The 20,045-nt window shown below is 62.5% G+C and carries 19 protein-coding genes; 3 read left to right on the top strand and 16 right to left on the bottom strand.

What is annotated here, in order from left to right:
* Nucleotides 1–17: 17 nt before the first annotated feature.
* The 5 genes from LB556_RS01045 to dusB all read right to left on the bottom strand — a co-directional run bounded on the left by LB556_RS01045 (nt 18) and on the right by dusB (nt 7,402).
* Nucleotides 18–1,379 (bottom strand): sigma-54-dependent transcriptional regulator, encoded by a 1,362-nt coding sequence (locus tag LB556_RS01045; RefSeq protein WP_224562222.1) that lies wholly within the window; start codon nt 1,377–1,379, stop codon nt 18–20.
* Nucleotides 1,369–3,693: an ATP-binding protein gene (locus LB556_RS01040; protein ID WP_411908553.1), complete on the bottom strand. Its 2,325-nt coding sequence runs from the start codon at nt 3,691–3,693 to the stop codon at nt 1,369–1,371. Before LB556_RS01040 ends, LB556_RS01045 begins: the two co-directional genes overlap by 11 nt.
* Nucleotides 3,694–3,777: 84 nt before the next feature.
* On the bottom strand, nt 3,778–5,238 hold the full coding sequence (ntrC, locus tag LB556_RS01035; RefSeq protein WP_224562220.1) for a nitrogen regulation protein NR(I): 1,461 nt from the start codon (nt 5,236–5,238) through the stop codon (nt 3,778–3,780).
* A complete protein-coding gene (locus LB556_RS01030) occupies nt 5,235–6,377 on the bottom strand; it encodes a two-component system sensor histidine kinase NtrB (RefSeq protein ID WP_224562219.1) in 1,143 nt (380 codons plus the stop codon). Before LB556_RS01030 ends, ntrC begins: the two co-directional genes overlap by 4 nt.
* Entirely contained in the window at nt 6,374–7,402 is a 1,029-nt protein-coding gene (gene dusB / locus LB556_RS01025) for a tRNA dihydrouridine synthase DusB (RefSeq protein WP_224562218.1), read from the bottom strand. The genes LB556_RS01030 and dusB overlap by 4 nt, the downstream gene beginning before the upstream one ends.
* 141 nt (nt 7,403–7,543) lie before the next feature.
* Here dusB and LB556_RS01020 point away from each other — a divergent pair, with 141 nt between their 5' ends.
* Together LB556_RS01020 and LB556_RS01015 are read left to right on the top strand one after the other, a co-directional pair.
* Nucleotides 7,544–8,773 (top strand): bifunctional 2-C-methyl-D-erythritol 4-phosphate cytidylyltransferase/2-C-methyl-D-erythritol 2,4-cyclodiphosphate synthase, encoded by a 1,230-nt coding sequence (locus tag LB556_RS01020; RefSeq protein WP_224562217.1) that lies wholly within the window; start codon nt 7,544–7,546, stop codon nt 8,771–8,773.
* Entirely contained in the window at nt 8,770–9,279 is a 510-nt protein-coding gene (locus LB556_RS01015; protein ID WP_224562216.1) for a CinA family protein, read from the top strand. The genes LB556_RS01020 and LB556_RS01015 overlap by 4 nt, the downstream gene beginning before the upstream one ends.
* Here the strand turns inward: LB556_RS01015 and LB556_RS01010 are convergent.
* From LB556_RS01010 to eno, 10 genes are all read right to left on the bottom strand, one after another.
* Entirely contained in the window at nt 9,255–9,713 is a 459-nt protein-coding gene (locus tag LB556_RS01010; RefSeq protein ID WP_224562215.1) for a type II toxin-antitoxin system RatA family toxin, read from the bottom strand. The genes LB556_RS01015 and LB556_RS01010 overlap by 25 nt on opposite strands.
* Before the next feature lie 112 nt (nt 9,714–9,825).
* Nucleotides 9,826–10,791 (bottom strand): lipoyl synthase, encoded by a 966-nt coding sequence (gene lipA, locus LB556_RS01005; RefSeq protein WP_224562214.1) that lies wholly within the window; start codon nt 10,789–10,791, stop codon nt 9,826–9,828.
* 136 nt (nt 10,792–10,927) lie between these two features.
* Nucleotides 10,928–11,185 (bottom strand): GlsB/YeaQ/YmgE family stress response membrane protein, encoded by a 258-nt coding sequence (locus LB556_RS01000; protein ID WP_224562213.1) that lies wholly within the window; start codon nt 11,183–11,185, stop codon nt 10,928–10,930.
* Between the two features lie 99 nt (nt 11,186–11,284).
* The gene (gene lpdA, locus LB556_RS00995; protein ID WP_224562212.1) at nt 11,285–12,733 is read right to left on the bottom strand and encodes a dihydrolipoyl dehydrogenase; all 1,449 of its coding nucleotides are present in this window, start codon (nt 12,731–12,733) and stop codon (nt 11,285–11,287) included.
* A gap of 15 nt (nt 12,734–12,748) precedes the next feature.
* Nucleotides 12,749–13,384, bottom strand: coding sequence for an SGNH/GDSL hydrolase family protein (locus LB556_RS00990; RefSeq protein ID WP_224562211.1), 636 nt, complete (start codon nt 13,382–13,384; stop codon nt 12,749–12,751).
* Between the two features lie 110 nt (nt 13,385–13,494).
* Nucleotides 13,495–14,871, bottom strand: coding sequence for a pyruvate dehydrogenase complex dihydrolipoamide acetyltransferase (locus LB556_RS00985; protein WP_224562210.1), 1,377 nt, complete (start codon nt 14,869–14,871; stop codon nt 13,495–13,497).
* Nucleotides 14,872–14,889: 18 nt separating this feature from the next.
* Entirely contained in the window at nt 14,890–16,287 is a 1,398-nt protein-coding gene (locus tag LB556_RS00980; RefSeq protein ID WP_224562209.1) for a pyruvate dehydrogenase complex E1 component subunit beta, read from the bottom strand.
* 15 nt (nt 16,288–16,302) lie between these two features.
* Nucleotides 16,303–17,340 carry a pyruvate dehydrogenase (acetyl-transferring) E1 component subunit alpha gene (gene pdhA / locus LB556_RS00975; protein ID WP_224562208.1) on the bottom strand — a complete coding sequence of 346 codons (1,038 nt, stop codon included), beginning with the start codon at nt 17,338–17,340 and terminating at the stop codon, nt 16,303–16,305.
* A gap of 191 nt (nt 17,341–17,531) precedes the next feature.
* On the bottom strand, nt 17,532–17,855 hold the full coding sequence (locus tag LB556_RS00970) for an FtsB family cell division protein (protein WP_224562207.1): 324 nt from the start codon (nt 17,853–17,855) through the stop codon (nt 17,532–17,534).
* A 153-nt stretch (nt 17,856–18,008) separates the two neighbouring features.
* The gene (gene eno, locus LB556_RS00965) at nt 18,009–19,283 is read right to left on the bottom strand and encodes a phosphopyruvate hydratase (RefSeq protein ID WP_224562206.1); all 1,275 of its coding nucleotides are present in this window, start codon (nt 19,281–19,283) and stop codon (nt 18,009–18,011) included.
* A gap of 200 nt (nt 19,284–19,483) precedes the next feature.
* Between eno and LB556_RS31565 the strand changes: the two genes are divergently transcribed.
* Nucleotides 19,484–19,609 (top strand): hypothetical protein, encoded by a 126-nt coding sequence (locus LB556_RS31565; protein ID WP_263485048.1) that lies wholly within the window; start codon nt 19,484–19,486, stop codon nt 19,607–19,609.
* Nucleotides 19,610–19,666: 57 nt separating this feature from the next.
* Here the strand turns inward: LB556_RS31565 and LB556_RS00960 are convergent, their stop codons facing one another.
* Complete coding sequence (locus LB556_RS00960) at nt 19,667–20,032, bottom strand: PRC-barrel domain-containing protein (RefSeq protein ID WP_224562205.1); 366 nt, start codon at nt 20,030–20,032, stop codon at nt 19,667–19,669.
* Nucleotides 20,033–20,045 lie beyond the last annotated feature (13 nt).

The raw sequence follows: 20,045 nt of genomic DNA, 5'->3' as shown, positions 1-20,045 counted from the left end.
GCCACGGACGCCGCGCGTCAGACGCCCAGCGATTTCAGTTTACGATGCAAGGCGGAGCGCTCCATGCCGATGAACTCGGCCGTCTTTGAAATGTTGCCGCCGAACCGGTTGATCTGGGCGATCAAATAGTCCTTTTCGAACTGTTCGCGCGCCTCGCGCAGCGGCAGCGCCATGATGTGCTGGTCCGACTGGTTCGGCGTGCGCGGCATGACATCGCCAATTTCGGACGGCAGCAGATCCGCGGTGATCGGCGCATCGACGTCGTCGCCACGTGCCAGGATCATCAGCCGCTCGACATTGTTGCGCAGCTGGCGCACGTTGCCCGGCCAATTGTGCGCCTGCAGCACGGCCAGTGCGTCATCGCCGATACGGCGCGGCTTGATGCCGGCCTGGCGGGCGATCTGCTTCATGAAATTGTCGACGAGATAGGGAATGTCCTCGCGCCGCTCGGCCAGCCCCGGCACCATAACCGGCACCACGGCGAGACGGTGGTAGAGATCCTCGCGGAAACGGCCGTCGGCGATCATTGCCTCCAGGTTCTGCGAGGTTGAGGAAATGATGCGGACATCGACCTTGACCCGCTTTGTACCGCCTACCCGCTCGAACTGTTGTTCGACCAGCACGCGCAAAATCTTGTTCTGCGTCTCGCGCGGCATGTCGGCCACTTCGTCGATATAGAGGATGCCGCGATGGGCTTCCTCCAGCGCTCCCACCTTGCGTTCGACCCCGTTCGATTCGGTGCCGAACAGTTCGATCTCCATGCGTTCGGGCGTGATGTTGGCGGCGCTCAGCGTCACAAACGGGGCCCCTTTGCGCGCCGACAGGGTGTGAATGGCGCGTGCCGCCAGTTCCTTGCCTGATCCGGAGGGGCCAACGATCATCACGCGGCTGTTGGTCGGCGCGACGCGCTCGATGGTCTGGCGCAACTGGCTCATCGCCGACGACATGCCGATCAGATCGAACGTCTCGCCGCTGCGCAGCTTGAGGTCGGAAACCTCACGGCGCAATTTCGAGGTCTCGAGCGCACGTTCGGCAATGAGGATCAGCCTGTCGGCCTTGAATGGCTTCTCGATAAAGTCATAAGCGCCTCGACGGATGGCGGAAACCGCCGTTTCGATGTTGCCGTGGCCTGAAATCATCACCACGGGCAGGCTCGGGTGCATGGTCTTGATCTCGTCGAGCAGCTCCAGGCCGTCCAGCCGCGAACCCTGCAGCCAGATGTCCAGGAAGATCAGCCGCGGCGCTCGATCGGCGATGGCCGCAAGGGCGCTGTCGGCATCGAATGCCGTACGGGTTTCGTGACCCTCGTCGCTCAGGATGCCTGCGACAAGTTCGCGGATGTCTTCTTCGTCATCGACGATGAGAATATCAGACGCCATTACCGACCTTTTCAGTTTCTCTCTCGTGGTCCGCCCTATTTTCGCCGCGCGGCAGTGTGCCGGTCGCGGAGGGCAGGATGATGCTGATCATGGCGCCGCGCCCGCCATGGAAATCCGTGGGCGCGTCATTGAGCTCCAGCCGGCCCCCATGGTCCTCCACGATCTTCTTGACGATAGCGAGGCCAAGCCCGGTGCCCTTTTCACGTGTGGTCATATAAGGCTCCAGCAACCGTTGGCGATTCTCGCGCGGCAGGCCTTTGCCATTGTCGATGACGTCGATGCGAATCGCGCCATTCTGGCGGCCGGCTTGAATCCGGATTATGCCGTGCGAACCGTCCTTCTGTTCCAGCCCCTCGATAGCCTCGGCGGCATTCTTGATCACATTGCCGAAGGCCTGGGCCATCAACCGGCTGTCGAAAGTGCCCTTGAGCGGTTCGTTGCCGAATATCCGCTCGAAGGTGATGTCGGCACGGCTGACTTCGACCAGGAACGAAGCCTCGCGCAGCGATTCGCGCAGGTCGATGGCCTTCATCTCGGGCTTTGGCATGCGGGCGAAGGCCGAGAACTCGTCGACCATACGGCCAATGTCCTCCACCTGCCGGATGATCGTGTCGGTACACTGGTCGAAAACTTCGCGATCTTCGGTGATGACCTTGCCATAGCGGCGCTTGATACGCTCGGCGGAAAGCTGGATCGGCGTCAGCGGGTTCTTGATCTCGTGGGCGATGCGCCGCGCCACGTCGGCCCAGGCGGACGAACGCTGGGCCTGTACCAGATCGGTGATGTCATCCACCGTCACGACATAGGATTTTTCCTCCGAGCCGTCGTCGCCGGCCTCGATGGTGACCTGCACATTGAAGGTCCGCTCGGCGCCGGCGCGATAGAAAGTCACCTGCTCGCGGTAGACGGGCTTGCCGGACTTGCGGCCGATCTCGAAGACGCGGCCGACATGCGGCAGGATCGCGGAAAGGTTCTGCCCGAGCGCCGCGCTGGCGGAAATGGCCAGCATCGATTCGGCGGAACGGTTGACGATGGTGATGATGCCGTAAGGATCGACGCCGATGACGCCGGCGGTGACACCGGCAAGCACGGCTTCCGAAAAACGCCGCCTCTCGTCGATCAGGTCCTTCGCCGACAAGATCTCGTTGCGCTGTGATTTGAGCTCCAGCAGCATCTTGTTGAACGTGTCGCCAAGCGAGGCGACATCGCCATCGGATGGCCGCACCGGCACCGCGACATCGAGATTGCCGGTCGCGACCTCATCGGCCGCGCCGATCAGTTGACGGATTGGCCGCACCAGTCGGTCGGCAACGGCTATGCCGGTCCAGATTGCCGACAGGATGATGATCAGGGTCAACGACAGATATGGCAGCGCAAACGCCACTTGCGAGGTGCGCCTGTTGTCCTCGAGATTGCGATACTCGTCGGTGTTGGACCTGACGATCTGCCGCGCCTTGATCACCTCGGGGTCGACAAGACGGATGGTGTAGAGATAGAGGCCCTCGATCTCACGCAACTTGACGATAGCGCCCATGATGTTGCGCGTGCGCGGCTCGATCAGCACAGGCTTGCCGTCGGTGGCGGTGGCAACCGCTCCTTCCGGTGGTTCCGGCATGGCGAAATCGGCGTCGGTCTTGGCGCTCATGACGAAGGAGCCGTCGGGCTTGATCAGCGCGGCATGCGCCAGCGAGCGGCCCACGGCTTCCTTGTTCATGAGGTCGAGAAAACCGGTGCGATCGAGGCCGTAGAGCGTTCGCGACGCATCGAGATCGTAGGCCATCGACAGCGTCGTGCCCTGCAGGTTGCGGGCGTTTTCCTGGACATAGGCATCCGCGATCGACAACGAAGAATTGACGATCGTCTTGGTGCGAATCTCGAACCATCGATCAAGGCCGATATCGAGCGTGATCGAGGCGATGATCGCCACCATGATGGCGGGAATGGCGGCGACCAGCGCGAACATGGCAACGATGCGCACATGCAACCGGGACGCCGCCTTGCCATGCCGGCGCGCCATGACGATGCGGTGCACCTCGCGTCCAACCAACGCGATGAGAATGAGCACGAAGGCGGCGTTGAGAGCGATCAGCGCCCAGGTCGCCTTGGCGTCCGGTGCGATCGGTGTCGCACCGACCAGGATGGCGAACGAAATCGCCGCCACGACCAGGGCACCGACGACCGCCACCACGCCCGTCAGTGCCAGCAGGCGACGTCCGTCGCGCGCGCCGCTGAAGAGCGGTTGGTTGAGTTGAGGTTTCCGCGGAGCCATGTCGTCGTTTAGAGCCAGTGATTGCGTCCGATCTATGCAACGCATTGTGGCGATTATGCAACAAGTGTGACAACAGGGGGACTCTTTCTCCCGTCGGTCCCCCGAAAAGATCGTGTGCTTGGCCCGGACTCAGGTCTGGCGGGACGACTTGTAGACGTTGACGCCCAATTCGCGAATCTTCTTGCGCAGGGTGTTGCGGTTGAGGCCCAAAAGCTCAGCGGCCTTGATCTGATTGCCGCGGGTTGCCGTCATCGAAGCCAGCACCAACGGATATTCGACTTCGGACAGAATGCGCTCGTAGAGACCCGCGGGCGGCAATTCGCCTGCGAAGGAGGCGAAATAGCGCTGCAGGAAATGCTCCACCGCCTGGCCGATGGAAAGATCGTCGGGAATGAGGTTGCCGGCGCCTGGCACGACCGGGCGCTCGCCTGTCTTGAGCTCCGCCTCGATGATCTCGGCGGAAATCTCGTCCTGCGAATAGAGCGCGGCCAGCCTGCGAACGAGGTTTTCCAGCTCGCGCACATTGCCTGGCCACGGATAGCGCTTCATCAGTTCGATACCGCCGGACGAGATACGCTTGGTCTGCAGCCCTTCCATCTCGCCGAGCTTGAAGAAATGGCGCACCAGATCGGGCACGTCCTCGGAGCGCTCTCGCAGCGCCGGCAACCTGAGCGGCACGACGTTGAGACGGTAGAAAAGGTCCTCGCGGAAGAGGCCCTGGTTGATCAGCGTGCGCAGGTCCTTGTTGGTGGCAGCAACGATGCGCACATCGGTCTTGATCGGCGTGCGGCCGCCGACCGTCGTGTACTCACCCTGTTGCAGGACGCGCAGCAGGCGCGTCTGCGCCTCCATCGGCATATCGCCGATCTCGTCGAGGAACAGCGTGCCGCCCTCTGCCTGCTCGAAGCGGCCGGTCGATCGGTTCTGCGCGCCGGTGAACGCGCCCTTCTCGTGGCCGAACAATTCCGATTCGATCAGATCGCGCGGGATCGCCGCCATGTTGATGGCAACGAACGGACCACCACGGCGGCGTCCGTATTCATGCAGCGCGCGCGCCACCAGTTCCTTGCCGGTGCCCGATTCGCCCGAGATCATGACCGTCAGGTCGGTCTGCATCATGCGCGCCAGCATGCGGTAGATGTCCTGCATGGCGGCCGAACGGCCGACCAGCGGCATCGTCTCGGGCTGCTCTTCTTGCCGGGCATCGATCTTGGGCCGCCGGGGCTCCGACAGCGCGCGGTTGACGATCTTGAGGAGCTCGGTCAGGTCGAAGGGCTTCGGCAGATATTCGTAGGCGCCTGTTTCGGAAGCGCGGATCGCCGTCATGAAGGTGTTCTGGGCGCTCATGACGATGACCGGCAGTTCCGGCCGCGCCTTCTTGATGCGTGGCAGCATGTCGAAAGCGTTCTCGTCCGGCATCACGACGTCGGTGATGACGAGATCACCCTCACCTGCCGCCACCCAACGCCACAGGGTCGAGGCGTTGGAGGTGACGCGCACCTCGTGACCGACGCGCGACAGCGCCTGATTGAGGACGGTGCGGATGGCTGCATCGTCGTCGGCGACGAGAATATTGCCGCGAACGGTCATTTGCGGTCTCCTTCGCCGTCTTGATCGCCGACCAGCGCCGTTTCCTTCCAGGCCGGCATCAGAACCCGGAACGTCGTCGCGCGCGGCGTCGAATCGCATTCGATGATGCCGCCATGTTCACCGACGATTTTGGCGACCAGCGCCAGCCCCAGCCCCGAGCCGTTCGGCTTGGTGGTGATGAAGGGATCGAACAGGATCGGCAGGATATCTTCCGAGACGCCGGAACCATTGTCGCGCACGCAGAACTCCAGCGGCAGCGATACGCGGTCCTGCGTGCCCGGAACCGAAACGCGAATGCCGGGCCGGAAGGCGGTGGAAAGCACGATCTCGCCGTGGGGATCGCTGCCGATCGCCTCGGCGGCGTTCTTGATCAGGTTGAGGAACACCTGGATCAGCTGGTCGCGATTGGCGAATACTGGAGGCAATGATGGATCGTAATCCTCCAATATCTTGATTTTCTTCGCGAAACCATTCTTTGCGATCGCTTTCACATGATCGAGCACGACGTGGATGTTGACGGGGTAGCGATCGATCGGCCGCTCGTCGGAAAACACCTCCATACGATCGACCAGCGATACGATGCGATCCGTCTCGTCGGTGATCAGCCGAGTCAGCGCGCGATCCTCATCGGAAGCGGACAGTTCGAGCAGCTGGGCCGCCCCCCTGATGCCGGAAAGCGGGTTCTTGATCTCATGCGCCAGCATTGCCGCCAGGCCGGTCACCGAGCGCGCGGCGCCACGATGCGTCATCTGCCGGTCGATCTTGTCCGCCATCGACCGCTCCTGGAACATGACCACGACGGAGCCCGGAAACTCCGGCACCGGCGCGACATAGAGATCGACCACCTTTTCGATGCCCAGGCGCGGTGACGAGACGTCGACCCGGTACTCGTTGACCGGCGCGCGGCGCTCGCGCACCTGGTCTACCAGCGTCAGCAACGGGCTGCCGAAGGGTATGAGCTTGGACAGGGTGTTGCGCGCCAGCATGGTCGCGCTGGAGCGGAAGAAGTCCTCGGCATCGGCATTGGCGAAGATGATGAAGCCTTCCTCGCTGATCATGATCACCGGGCGGCGGATCGTATTCAGAACGATCTGGGCGGCATCGGCTATTTCAGTGCCCTGGCCGGCGGCGGCGGTCATGCGGCGCTCCGCATGGTCAGGGTTTGCGGAGCGCGCGAAAACACATCGCGCAGCAAGGCAATGACACGGGCCGGCTCGACCATGGTCATGATCGCTTTTCTGGTCTCGCCATCGACGCCCCCGGCGTGTCGATCGAGATACCAGCCCAGATGCTTGCGCGCCTGGCGCAAGCCGCTCTCGATGCCATACAGCGCCAGCATGTCCTCGTAATGGGCGACGATATAGTCGGCCAGCGCCGCGGGATCCCCTGGCACGTTGGTCGCCGTTTCGCCCGCCGCCGCGGCAGCGATGCTACCGGCGACCCATGGCGCGCCATAGTGGGCGCGGCCGACCATGACCGCATCGGCGCCGGATTGCTCGATAATGGCGGCCGCCTCGATCGGGGACCAGACATCGCCATTGGCCACGACAGGGATGGATACGGCTTCCTTGACGCGAGCGATGGCACGCCAATCCGCCTTGCCCTGGTAGAACTGGCAGCGTGTGCGGCCATGGACCGTGACCATCCTGACGCCCGCCTGCTCGGCACGGCGCGCCAGGACGGGAGCGTTAAGTGCGGCCTCGTCCCAACCCAGCCGCATCTTGACCGTTACCGGCACCGTGACGGCGCCAACCACGGCTTCGATCAGCGAGAGCGCGTGGTCGAGGTCCAGCATCAATGCCGAGCCGGCATAGCCACCGGTGACCTTCTTGGCCGGACAGCCCATGTTGATGTCGATGATGTCGGCGCCCTCGCCGGCGGCAATCCGTGCGCCTTCGGCCATGTGGATAGCCTCACGGCCGGCAAGCTGCACCATGTGGACGGGCAGGCCGGAATGACGTATGCGCAGGTCGCAGCCGGCCCTGCCCTTGGCGAGCTCGCCGCTGGCCACCATTTCGGAGACGACCAGGCCTGCGCCATGCGCATGGGCGCGCTGCCTGAAGGCCTCGTCCGTGATCCCCGACATCGGCGCGAGGAAGACGCGGTTGCGGATTATCACGCCGCCGATATCGAGCGGCGCGGCCAATCTGATCAAGTTAACCATGCACAAAAACCAAGCATGTCCATTCGTTGCACATTCACTAGCCAGATCGAGAGAAATGTGCAACGCGCAATGACGCCACATTAAGGCGCAATTGGGAAAAATGCTGGCCTTCGGCCTTGGCCGCGACTAGGACCGGACTGCATGACTGGCGCAACTGAAAATCAGGCTTCGGATCCGAGTGGCAAAGTCGCGGTGGTTATCGTCGCGGCCGGTCGCGGCGCACGCGCCGGGCAGACCGATGGGCCCAAGCAATATCAACGAATTGGTGGTCGGGCCATCATCGCTCGTGTCATCGATATATTCCTGGCGCACCCGCTCATCGGTCGGATCGTCGTTGCCATTCATGCCGAGGACCGCGAGCTTTTTCACCAAGCGGTCGGCAACGATGCCGATCGGGTGACGGCGATCGCCGGAGGCGCAACCAGGCAGGATTCGGTTCGGCTCGGACTGCGGGCGCTAAGAAGCTACGCGCCGGACAAGGTCCTCATCCACGACGCCGCTCGCCCTTTCGTCGACGCGGACCTGATCGACCGAACCATCGCGGCCATCGGCGAGCGCGAAGGTGCGCTTCCTGCCCTGCCCGTTGCCGACACGCTGAAACGCGAGTCGGTATCGGGCACGGTTGGCGAGACAGTCCCCAGGAGCGGGCTGCATGCGGCGCAAACGCCGCAAGGCTTTCCCTTCCTCGCGATCATGACGATGCATGAGGAAGCCTACAACAGGGGCAAAACCGACTTTACCGACGACGCGTCGATCGCTGAATGGATGCAAATGCCGGTAAAGCTCGTTCCTGGCTCGCCGGACAATGTCAAACTCACATGGGCACGGGACATCACCATGGCGCACCAGCGGCTTTCCAGCGAGCGGGTACACTTCCCCGACATCCGCACCGGCAACGGTTACGATGTCCATGCCTTCGAGCCCGGCGACCATGTCACCCTGTGCGGCGTCGCCATTCCTCATGACAGGAAATTGTCTGGCCATTCCGACGCCGATGTCGGCCTGCACGCCCTGACCGACGCGCTGCTCGCGACCTGCGGCGCCGGCGACATCGGCACGCACTTTCCTCCGTCGGACCCGCGGTGGAAGGGCGTTGCGTCGCGGATCTTCGTCGAATATGCGGCAAGCCTGGTGCGCGAGCGCGGCGGACGCATCGCCAATGCCGACATCACGCTGATCTGCGAAGCGCCGCGTGTCGGCCCGCATCGTGAGGCGATGACGTCAGTCCTTTCGCAGATGCTGGGCATTTCGCCCGACCGCATCTCGATCAAGGCGACAACCAACGAGAAGCTCGGCTTCGTCGGCCGCGAGGAAGGCATCGCGGCGATCGCCACCGCCAGTGTGGTGTTTCCCGGCGAGGTTCCCGAATGACCCACGGCGACCTGGCAGCCGCCCTGCTTGAAGCTTGCCGCGAGCGCGGCATCATGCTGGCGACCGCGGAAAGCTGCACCGGCGGCATGATCATCGCCGCATTGACCGACATTGCCGGTTCTTCCGCCGTGGTCGACCGCGGCTTCATCACCTATTCCAATGAAGCCAAGATGGACATGCTCGGCGTCCGCGCCACCACGCTCGACGCGCATGGCGCGGTTTCCCGCGAGACAGCCATCGAGATGGCAGAGGGTGCGCTTGCCCGTTCGCGCGCCGGGCTGACGCTGGCGGTCACTGGCATTGCCGGCCCGGGTGGCGGTTCTGTGGAAAAGCCGGTCGGCCTGGTCTGGTTCGGCGTCGGCCTGGAGGGCAAGGCCGTGATGGCGGAACACAAGCTGTTTGCCGACCAGGGTCGCGATTTCATCCGCCGCGAAACCGTCCGGCATGCGCTGGAACTGGGTCTGCATGCACTCGGTCGATATCAGGCCGATGGCGCGGTTCCATAGATGACATCGGCGCGCTTTTCGAAAGCCTCGGCGAACATACGGAAGGCACGGTCGAACATCGTGCCCATCAGCGCACCCAGGATGCGGCTCTTGAATTCGTAGTCGATGAAAAAGCGTACGGCACAGCCAGCACCGTCTGGCTCGAAACGCCAGACATTGGTCAGATATTTGAAGGGGCCGTCGATATACTTCACATCGATGGCGTTTTCGTCGGGCTTCAGCAGCACCTGCGTCGTGAAGGTCTCGCGGATCGCCTTGTAGCCGATGCTCATATCGGCAACGAGGATGGTGCGCCCGTCGCGCTCCTTGCGCGAGCGTACCGTCAGTGCTTCGCAAAGCGGCAGGAATTGCGGGTAAGCCTCGATATCGGCGACCAGTGCGAACATCTGCTGCGGCGTGTGGGCAACGCGGCGGGTGGCTTCGAATTTCGGCATGAACCCGGCTCTAAAGCGCGTCGCGTCGCAATGGATTCATGCGACGCGCTTTGGCTTCTTCATTTCCATGCATGTCGTTCTCCCAACCGAGACCACTTTTGGGCGACATCCATCAGACCGATTTCTGGAACTGCGCTTCGCGGGCGGCGCGCAGCCTGGCGAAGTCGTCGCCGGCGTGATGCGACGAGCGCGTCAGCGGGCTCGACGCCACCAGCAGGAAACCCTTGGTCTTGCCGATCGTCTCGAAGGACTTGAACTCCTCGGGGGTGACGAAGCGGATCACCGGATGATGCTTCTTCGACGGCTGCAGGTACTGGCCAATGGTCATGAAGTCGACATTGGCCGAACGCAAATCATCCATCAGCTGAAGGATCTCGTTTCGCTCCTCGCCCAGACCCACCATGATGCCGGACTTGGTGAAGATTGATGGATCGAGTTCCTTGACCCGCTGCAGCAGCCGGATCGAGTGGAAATAGCGGGCGCCCGGCCGGACCTTCAGATAGTTCGACGGCACGGTTTCGAGATTGTGATTGAAGACGTCGGGCCTGGCCGCCACGACGATCTCCAACGCGCCGTCCTTGCGCAGGAAATCCGGCGTCAGAATTTCTATCGTCGTCTGAGGCGTTGCCGCCCGGATCGCCCGGATCACGTCGGCGAAGTGCTGGGCACCACCATCGGCGAGATCGTCGCGGTCGACCGAGGTGATGACGACGTGGGTAAGGCCCATCTGCTTGACGGCATGCGCGACGCGGGCCGGCTCATCGAGGTCGAGCGCGGTCGGTATGCCGGTGGCGACATTGCAGAAGGCGCATGCACGGGTGCAGATCTCGCCCATGATCATGAAAGTAGCGTGCTTCTTTTCCCAGCACTCACCGATGTTGGGGCATCCGGCCTCTTCGCATACGGTCACCAGCTTGTGGGATTTGACGATCTCGCGTGTCTCGGCATAGCCCTTCGAAACCGGCGCCTTGACGCGGATCCAGTCCGGCTTGCGCAGCACTTCCTGGTCGGGCTTGTGCGCCTTCTCGGGGTGCCGCAGCCGCGGCGCGTTGGCGATCGTGTCGAGGACAGTGACCATCTGAACCCTGGCCTTTCTTGCGACCGCGCGTCGGCGATCGTCACTTTCACGTCATCTAGGACTTTTCAGCACAAAGAAAAAGGCTGCAGCGGCGCATGCGACTGCAACCGTTTTCGCATAGCCGGGACGATAGCGACTAGCGGCGCACCATGCGACCGACCCAGATAAGCAGGCAGGCACCGATGAAACCGGTGATCAGATAGGCGATCCAGCCTACTCCGAACACGCCGATATTAAGCGCCTGCAGGATGGCGTTCAGCACCACCGCGCCAACTATCCCCATGACGATGTTCATGAATATGCCGGTGTTGCTCTTCATGACCATTTCGGCGAACCAGCCTGCCAGGCCGCCGATGATGATGGCTGCGATCCAGCCCACGCCATTCAAGTGCATATGCCTTCTCCTTGCGCGAGTAAAAAGTTCTCCGGAAACGAACTGCCTCGCCGTCGCGATCCCGCGACTGTCGAAGCTGAGTCTCCCGCTGCGAATCTATCATGCGTTCAAGGCGCGACCATAGGCGTCGAGCACGCTTTCCTTCATCATCTCCGACAGCGTCGGATGCGGGAAGATCGTGTGCATCAGCTCTTCCTCGGTCGTCTCCAGGTTCATCGCCACGACAAAGCCCTGGATCAGTTCGGTGACCTCGGCGCCGACCATGTGCGCGCCGAGCAGCTGACCGGTCTTCTTGTCGAAGATGGTCTTGACGAAACCCTGGTCCTCGCCAAGCGCGATCGCCTTGCCGTTGGCGGCGAACTGGAAGCGACCGACGCGAATATCCCAGCCTTCGGCCTTGGCCCTGGCTTCCGTCAAGCCAACGGAGGCGACCTGCGGGTTGCAATAGGTGCAGCCGGGAATTTTGAGCTTGTCGGTCGCGTGAACACCGGGAAAATCGGCGATCTTTTCGACGCACACCACGCCCTCATGCTCGGCCTTGTGGGCAAGCATCGGGGGACCGGCGACATCGCCGATGGCGTAGATGCCGGGTACGTTGGTCTTGCCGTAGCCGTCGATGACGACGCAGCCGCGATCGGTCTTCACGCCAAGCGCTTCAAGGCCGAGATTCTCGATATTGCCCTGTACACCGACTGCCGAAATCATCCGGTCGGCGGTGATCTTCTCGACCTTGCCGTCCTTCATCTCGACATGCGCGGTGACCGAGTTCGCTCCTTTCTCGACCTTGGTCACCTTGGCCTCGAGAATAATCTTCATGCCCTGCTTTTCGAACTGCTTTTGCGCGAACTTCGAGACTTCGGCGTCCTCGACAGGCATCACCGCCGAAAGCAGCTCGACCACGGTCACCTCGACGCCCATGGTGCGATAGAAAGAGGCGAATTCGATGCCGATGGCGCCCGAGCCCATCACCAGCAGCGACTTCGGCATCTCCTTCGGCACCATGGCCTCGAAATAGGTCCAGATCAGCTTGCCATCCGGCTCGATTCCGGGCAGCGCGCGCGGTCGGGCACCAGTTGCCAGGATGATGTGCTTGGCGGTGTAGGTGCCCTCGCCCTTGACGCCTTTCGGCACCGGCGGCTGCGGTTCCATGGGCTTCTTGGCCGTCTTGGAGACCACGATTTCGCCGGGCTTTGACAACTTGGCCTCGCCCCAGATGACGTCGACCTTGTTCTTCTTCATCAGGAAGGCGACGCCGCCATTGAGCCTGAGCGACACTTTCCGCGACCGATCGACGACAGCGGCGGTATCGGCACTGATCTTGCCGCCGTCGAGCTTCAGGCCATAATCCTTCAGGTGATCCGAATAGTGCATGATCTCGGCCGAGCGCAGCAGCGCCTTGGTCGGAATGCAGCCCCAGTTGAGACAGATGCCGCCGAGATGCTCACGCTCGACGATCGCCGTCTTGAAGCCGAGCTGGGCGGAACGCACCGCCGTGACATAGCCGCCGGGACCGGAGCCGATGATGATGACGTCGTAGTTCTCAGCCACGGTTTTCTCCTTCAATCACAATTCCAGCATCACGCGCACGACTGGCGTCAACGCCTTGCCGATATTTCGCGTGTTTTCGGCGTCGAGGTGGACGCCGTCGAGCGGTGTGGTTTGCGCCACTGTGCCGGCATCGAAGAAGCCGCACCCCTCTTCGTCGGCGAGTGCCGCATATTGCGGCGCAAGCTGCTTCGAGGCGTCATCGCCGCCGGCGAACATTTCCTTGAAGTCGGCATTTTCGGTGCGGCTGACAAGAGGCGGCGAAACGATCAGGATCCGCGGCGCCGGCCAGTCGAACGGATAGTCATGGCCGCGCACGATGTCGATCAGCCGCTGGATGCCCTGCTTGGCCGCGACCGGATTGCCATGGATCCAGGGCTTCATGTCGTTGGCGCCAAGCATGATGACGATCAGGTCGATCGGTGCGTGCGTCGTCAGAACCGTCGGCAGCAGCCGTGCTCCATTGCGATCGGCACCTGCCAGGTGATCGTCGAAGGCCGTGGTGCGTCCATTCAGGCCATCGGCGATGACCTGGACATCGTCGCCGAGCCCGGCTTGCAGCACAGTTGGCCAGCGGTCCTGCAACGCATGGCGGCCACCCTCGGCATCGTAGCCCCAGGTCAGCGAGTCACCATAGCAAAGCACCGTCTTCATCGGTTCAACCCGCCCTTTCAACAGTCAGGCCGCGTCTCACACGCCCAGCCTCCGAATAGCCATTGCGCAGGGACGGCTACCAGGCCCGGCAGGCCAAGGCGGAGCCCCACCTAGACCAGCATGCCCATCGGGTTTTCGATCAACTTCTTGAAGGCGACCAAGAGTTCCGCTCCCAGCGCGCCGTCGACCGCACGATGGTCGGTCGACAGCGTCACCGACATCACGGTCGCGATCTTGATCTCGCCATTCCTGACCACCGCCCGCTCCTCGCCGGCGCCGACCGCCAGGATCGTCGCATGCGGCGGATTGATCACCGCGGCGAAATCCTTGATGCCGAACATGCCGAGGTTCGACACCGCCGTGGTGCCGCCCTGGTATTCTTCCGGCTTCAGCTTGCGGCTGCGCGCACGGCTGGCCAGATCCTTCATCTCGTTGGAGATGGTCGACAGCGTCTTTTCGTCCGCACGCCGAATGATCGGTGTGATCAGGCCGCCGGGGATCGACACGGCAACGCCGACATCGGCATGCTTGTGCTTGACCATGGCGCTTTCGGTCCAGGAGGCATTGGCGTCCGGCACCGCCTTCAGCGCCATCGCCATCGCCTTGATCACCATGTCGTTGACGGAGAGCTTGTAGGCGGGTGCTTCGCCCTTGTCGGTCTTCTTCACCGGTGCGGCCGCATTGAGCTGCGAACGCAGCGCCAGGAGCGCGTCGAGTTCACAATCGAGCGTCAGGTAGAAATGCGGGATGGTGGTCTTGGCCTCGACGAGGCGCCGCGCGATGGTCTTGCGCATGTTGTCGTGCGGGACTAGGTCGTAGGAGCCCTGCTCGAACAGTTTCAGCACCTGATCGTCCGACATCGCCTTTACTGCTGGTGCGGCGGCAGCCGCTGGCGCGCCGGCCGGAGCCTTGGCGGCGGGTGCCGCCTTGGCGTCGCCACCGGCCATCGCGGCTTCGACATCGGCCTTCACGACGCGGCCGTGCGGGCCGGTGCCGGTCACGGCAGAAACATCGACTCCAGCGTCCTTGGCAATACGACGGGCAAGCGGTGATGCAAAGATACGTTCGCCAGCCGCATGACCATTGGCGGCGGCTGGAGTTGCCGAGACAGGCTCGGGCTTCGGCGCCTCGGTCCTTGGCGCCTCAGCCTTCGGCGCTTCGGTCTTTGAGGCTTCAGCTTTCGGCGCTTCGGCTTTCGCCGGTGCGGCATCGCCACCGCTTTTGGCGGCAGCACCCGCATCCTCACCTTCGGCGGCAAGCACGGCGATCAGCGCGTTGACCTTGACGCCTTCGGTACCGGCCGGCACGACGAGCTTGGCAACCGTTCCCTCATCGACAGCCTCGACCTCCATCGTCGCCTTGTCGGTCTCGATCTCGGCGATCACATCGCCGGGCGAAACCTTGTCGCCTTCCTTGACCAGCCACTTTGACAGATTGCCCTCTTCCATCGTGGGCGAGAGCGCCGGCATGGTGATGTTGATTGGCATTTTGTCCTCCCGTCCGATTCAGCGATATGCGACGGCTTTGACCGCCTCGATGACCTCGCCGACATTCGGCAATGCCAGCTTTTCGAGGTTGGCCGCATAAGGCATCGGCACGTCCTTGCCGGCAATGGTGATGACCGGCGCGTCGAGGAAATCGAAGGCGCGTTGCGAAACCTGGTTGGCGATATGGTCGCCGACCGAATTCTGCGGGTAGCCTTCTTCGACCACGACCAGCCGGTTGGTCTTCTTGACCGAGGCGATGACGGTGTCGAGATCGAGCGGACGGATGGTCCTGAGATCGATGATCTCGGCATCGATACCCATGCCGCGCAGCTCTGCTTCCGCCTTGACCGCATAGGTCATGCCGATGCCGAACGAGACGATGGTGACGTCCTTGCCCGTCTTGTGGATCCGCGCCTTGCCGATCGGCAGCACGAAGTCATCCAGCTTCGGCACGTCGAAGGACTGGCCGTAGAGGATCTCGTTCTCGAGGAAGATGACCGGGTTCGGGTCGCGGATCGCCGCCTTGAGCAAGCCCTTGGCGTCGGCCGCCGTATAAGGCATCACGACTTTCAGGCCTGGAATGTGGCTATACCAGGCGGCGTAGCACTGGGAGTGCTGTGCCGCGACACGGGCCGCGGCGCCGTTCGGCCCACGGAACACGATCGGCGCGCCCATCTGGCCGCCCGACATATAGAGCGTCTTGGCGGCGGAGTTGATGATCTGGTCGATCGCCTGCATGGCGAAGTTGAAGGTCATGAACTCGACGATCGGCTTCAGTCCGGCCATTGCCGCGCCGACGCCGACGCCGGCAAAGCCGTGCTCGGTGATGGGCGTGTCGACGACGCGACGCGGCCCGAATTCCTGCAGCAGGCCTTGCGTGATCTTGTAGGCGCCCTGATATTCGGCGACCTCCTCGCCCATGACGAAGACATCGCCATCGCGGCGCATTTCCTCGGCCATGGCGTCACGCAGCGCTTCGCGCACCGTGGTCGAGACCATCTCGGTGCCGGCCGGAATGTCCGGATCGGCGGCGATTTCCGTTTTCGGCGCGGCCGCGACGGCTGCGGCGGCCGGCTTTGCCGGTTCCGCCTTGTCCTCGGCCGGGGCTTCCGCCTTTGCCGGCGCTTCGGCCTTGGCGGGAGCAGCTGACTTGCCGACATCGGCGGCGCTCTCGCCGTCCTGCAGCAGAACGGCGATCGGCGTGTTGACCTTGACGCCCTCGGTGCCGGCCGCGATCAGGATCTTGCCCAGCGTGCCTTCGTCGACGGCCTCGACTTCCATCGTCGCCTTGTCGGTTTCGATCTCGGCGATCACGTCACCGGCTACGACCTTGTCGCCCTCGTTCTTCAACCACTTGGAAAGATTGCCCTCTTCCATGGTCGGCGAGAGAGCGGGCATGAGAATTTCGATCGGCATGTCCTGGCCCTCCCTTTACAACACGACGTCGGTCCAGAGCTCGGACGGATCCGGCTCCGCATCGTTCTGGGCAAATTCGGCGGCGTCGGCGACGACGTCGCGAACCTCCTTGTCGATGGTCTTCAATTCGTCCTCGGTCGCCCACTTCTTCTCGATGAGCCGCGCCTTTACCTGCTCGATCGGGTCGTGCTCGGAGCGCATCTTCTGCACTTCTTCCTTCGACCGGTACTTCGCCGGATCGGACATCGAGTGGCCGCGATAGCGGTAGGTCTGCATCTCGAGGATCAGCGGGCCATTGCCGGCGCGACACCATTCGGTGGCAAGATCGCCGGCGGCCTTGACCGCGCGCACATCCATGCCATCGACCTGGATGCCGGGAATCTTGAAGGAAGCGCCACGGTGCGAGAAGTCGGTCTCCGCTGAAGAGCGCGAAACCGAGGTACCCATGGCGTAGCGGTTGTTCTCGATGATGTAGATCACCGGCAGCTTCCACAGCGAGGCCATGTTGAAGCTCTCATAGACCTGGCCCTGGTTGGCGGCGCCATCACCGAAATAGGTCAGCGAGACATTGTTGTTGCCGCGGTAGCGGTTGGCGAAGGCGAGGCCGGTGCCGAGCGACACCTGCGCACCGACAATGCCGTGACCGCCATAGAAATGCTTCTCCTTGGAGAACATGTGCATGGAGCCGCCCTTGCCCCTGGACAGGCCGCCGCGGCGGCCGGTCAACTCGGCCATCACGCCACGCGGCGAAAGCTCCATCGCCAGCATGTGACCGTGGTCGCGATAGGCTGTTATCATCTGATCGCCGTCGATCAGCGCCATCTTCATCCCGGTTACGACCGCTTCCTGGCCGATATAGAGATGGCAGAAGCCGCCGATGAAGCCCATGCCGTAGAGCTGGCCGGCCTTTTCCTCGAAGCGGCGGATGAGCAGCATGTGCCGGTAGGCGGCAAGCTCCTCGTCCTTGGTGAAGTCAGCGGGCTTGGGTGCCGACAGGCCGGATTTGCCGTCGGATTTCGATTTGGCAGGCGCTTTTCTGGCTGCGGTGGCCATGCATCACTCCCTGTTGGCGTCTCTTTGCGGACACTGGAGCAAGATCAACCTGCCCCGGGGAGATCGCCCTCCCCTTCGATTTATGGGAGGCTAACACGTAGAAAGACGTTCCGCCATGTCGAAATTGCATAGCTGGCATGCGCCTAAGCGATTAAAATCATTGAAAATATTGGTGATTAACCGAAAATAGGTTACTTGGCGGAGGCCGGCAGCATGATGGTGATTTCATCAGCCTGGGACAGATTGAGCGCTCGACGTGCCTGCTCGTCCAGCATGTCCTTCTCCAGCGTGCCGTCGTGCATGAGCTTGACGCGCCGCTCGAGGTCCATCCTGCGCGCCTGGATCGCATCGAGCTGTCCCTGCAGCGCGAGCGTCTCGGCCTCGAGCTTGTATTTGGAATTGATGCCGAATTCGCCGTGATAGGCGTGGAAGCCGAAATAGGCCAGGAAGACCACGCACAAGGAGGGAATGATCAGCCGCCCGGTGTTTCTCTGCTTGTGCTGACGCGTCCACATGAACCGTTTCCCCGTGGCCGCGAACTCGAACGGCCAGAAGCCCTTTTTCGCCTGACTGTGCTTAACGGACGGTTACGGGACGTCGCCCAGGCTGGCCTGAAATGAAAAAGGGCGGGATGGCCCGCCCTTCCAATATCGACGATCCAGGCCGGGTCAGCTCTTGACCACCGACTTGCCGGCGTAACGCGCCTGCTTGCCGAGTTCTTCCTCGATACGGATCAATTGGTTGTATTTGGCCATGCGGTCGGAGCGCGACAGCGAGCCGGTCTTGATCTGCCCGCAATTGGTGGCGACGGCGAGATCGGCGATGGTCGAATCCTCGGTCTCCCCCGAACGATGCGACATGACGGCGGTGTAGGCCGCCTTGTGCGCGGTCTCGACCGCGTCGAGCGTCTCGGTCAGCGAGCCGATCTGGTTGACCTTGACCAGGATCGAATTGGCAACGCCCATGCGGATACCGTCGCGCAGGCGCGCCGTGTTGGTGACGAAGAGATCGTCGCCGACAAGCTGCGTCTTCTTGCCGATCAGATCCGTCAGGTACTTCCAGCCTTCCCAGTCATCCTCGGCAAGGCCATCCTCGATCGAGATGATCGGATAATCGGCGGCGAGCTTGGCGAGATATCTGGCCTGCGCCTTGGGGTCACGCGTCTTCTTCTCGCCCTCATAGACATAGTTGCCGTCCTTGAAGAACTCGGTCGCGGCGCAATCGAGGCCGAGTGCGATCTCCTCGCCCGGCCTGAACCCTGCCTTCTCGATCGATTCCATGATGAAGTCGAGCGCCACCGGCGCGCTCTTCAGGTTCGGCGCGAAGCCGCCCTCGTCGCCGACATTGGTGTTGTGGCCGGCATCCTTCAGCTTCTTGCGCAGCGTGTGGAAGATTTCCGAACCCCAGCGCACGCCTTCGCGCAGCGTCGGCGCGCCGACCGGCAGGATCATGAACTCCTGGAAGTCGATCGGGTTGTCGGCATGCGCGCCGCCATTGATGATGTTCATCATCGGCACGGGCAGGACATGCGCCTTGGCGCCGCCGACATAGCGATAGAGCGGCAGGCCGGCGGCGTCAGCCGCGGCTTTCGCCACCGCCAGCGAAACGCCTAGTATGGCGTTGGCGCCGAGCCGGCTCTTGTTGGGCGTGCCGTCGAGCTCGATCATGGTCTGATCGATATGGATCTGGTTTTCGGCCTCCATGCCACCGATCGCCTCGAACAGTTCGCCATTAACCGCTTCCACGGCCCTGAGCACGCCCTTGCCGAGATAGCGGGCGCCACCGTCGCGCAGCTCAACGGCTTCATGGGCGCCGGTCGAGGCGCCTGAAGGCACAGCGGCGCGGCCCATCGAACCGTCCTCGAGAACGACATCGACCTCGACGGTCGGATTTCCACGGCTGTCCAGGATTTCACGCCCGACAATGTCGATGATGGCGGTCATTGCGATGTCCTCGATTGATCTGAAGAAAGCGTCGCGCCCGTCTTAGCCAAAGCGACGCAAAAGGCAATCGGGCGCCCACCGAATATTGCCGCCCGCCGGATTCACGAAGCGCAAGTTTCTGTCATCATAAGTCATGCACCAGACGCGCATTTCCGAGTTATAGGTGTGATCGCGCGGGGCGAAACAGGAGGAGTTTCGCCATGTCTGAGTTGAGCGGTATTGTCAGTCTGTTCCTGATCGCCGCGGCGTTCCTGACGTCGTGCGACAATCAGCAGCCACCGCCAAAGGCCGTTGCGCCTTTGGCGGCTTCGCAGATCAGCGAGTAGCGTTACCTTGAATCGAAAAGGGGGCCGTCGAAACGACCCCCTTTTTCAGTTGTGGCATCAATGCCAATAGGGCGCGACTTTGTAATACTGATAGGACTCGTCGCGCGCGCTCTCACCATCCGCACCGGCTAGTTCGTTGATCGAATGGGCAGGCGCTGCCTTCAGCTGTTCCTTGGTGAAGGGCACGACGTAGCCGCCTCTCTCCTCGTCATAGTCGAGGCTTGCCCAAGGAATGGCGTGGTACTTCTCGCTAATGCCGAGGAAGCCACCGAAGCCGATCACCGCGAACATGATGCCGTTCGACGTCTTGTCGAGCATGACGTCCTCGATGCTGCCGATGCTGTCGCCTTGGGTGTTGTAGACGGTAGTGCCGATGACTCGCGAAGCAGCAATGGCTTCGGTGTGGCCTGTCTGGGTTGTCATTATCGTACTCCTC

Origin of the sequence: Mesorhizobium sp. ES1-4, assembly GCF_020164745.1 — a bacterium.
Lineage (GTDB): Bacteria > Pseudomonadota > Alphaproteobacteria > Rhizobiales > Rhizobiaceae > Mesorhizobium.
This window is presented reverse-complemented; position numbering and strand designations above follow the sequence as displayed.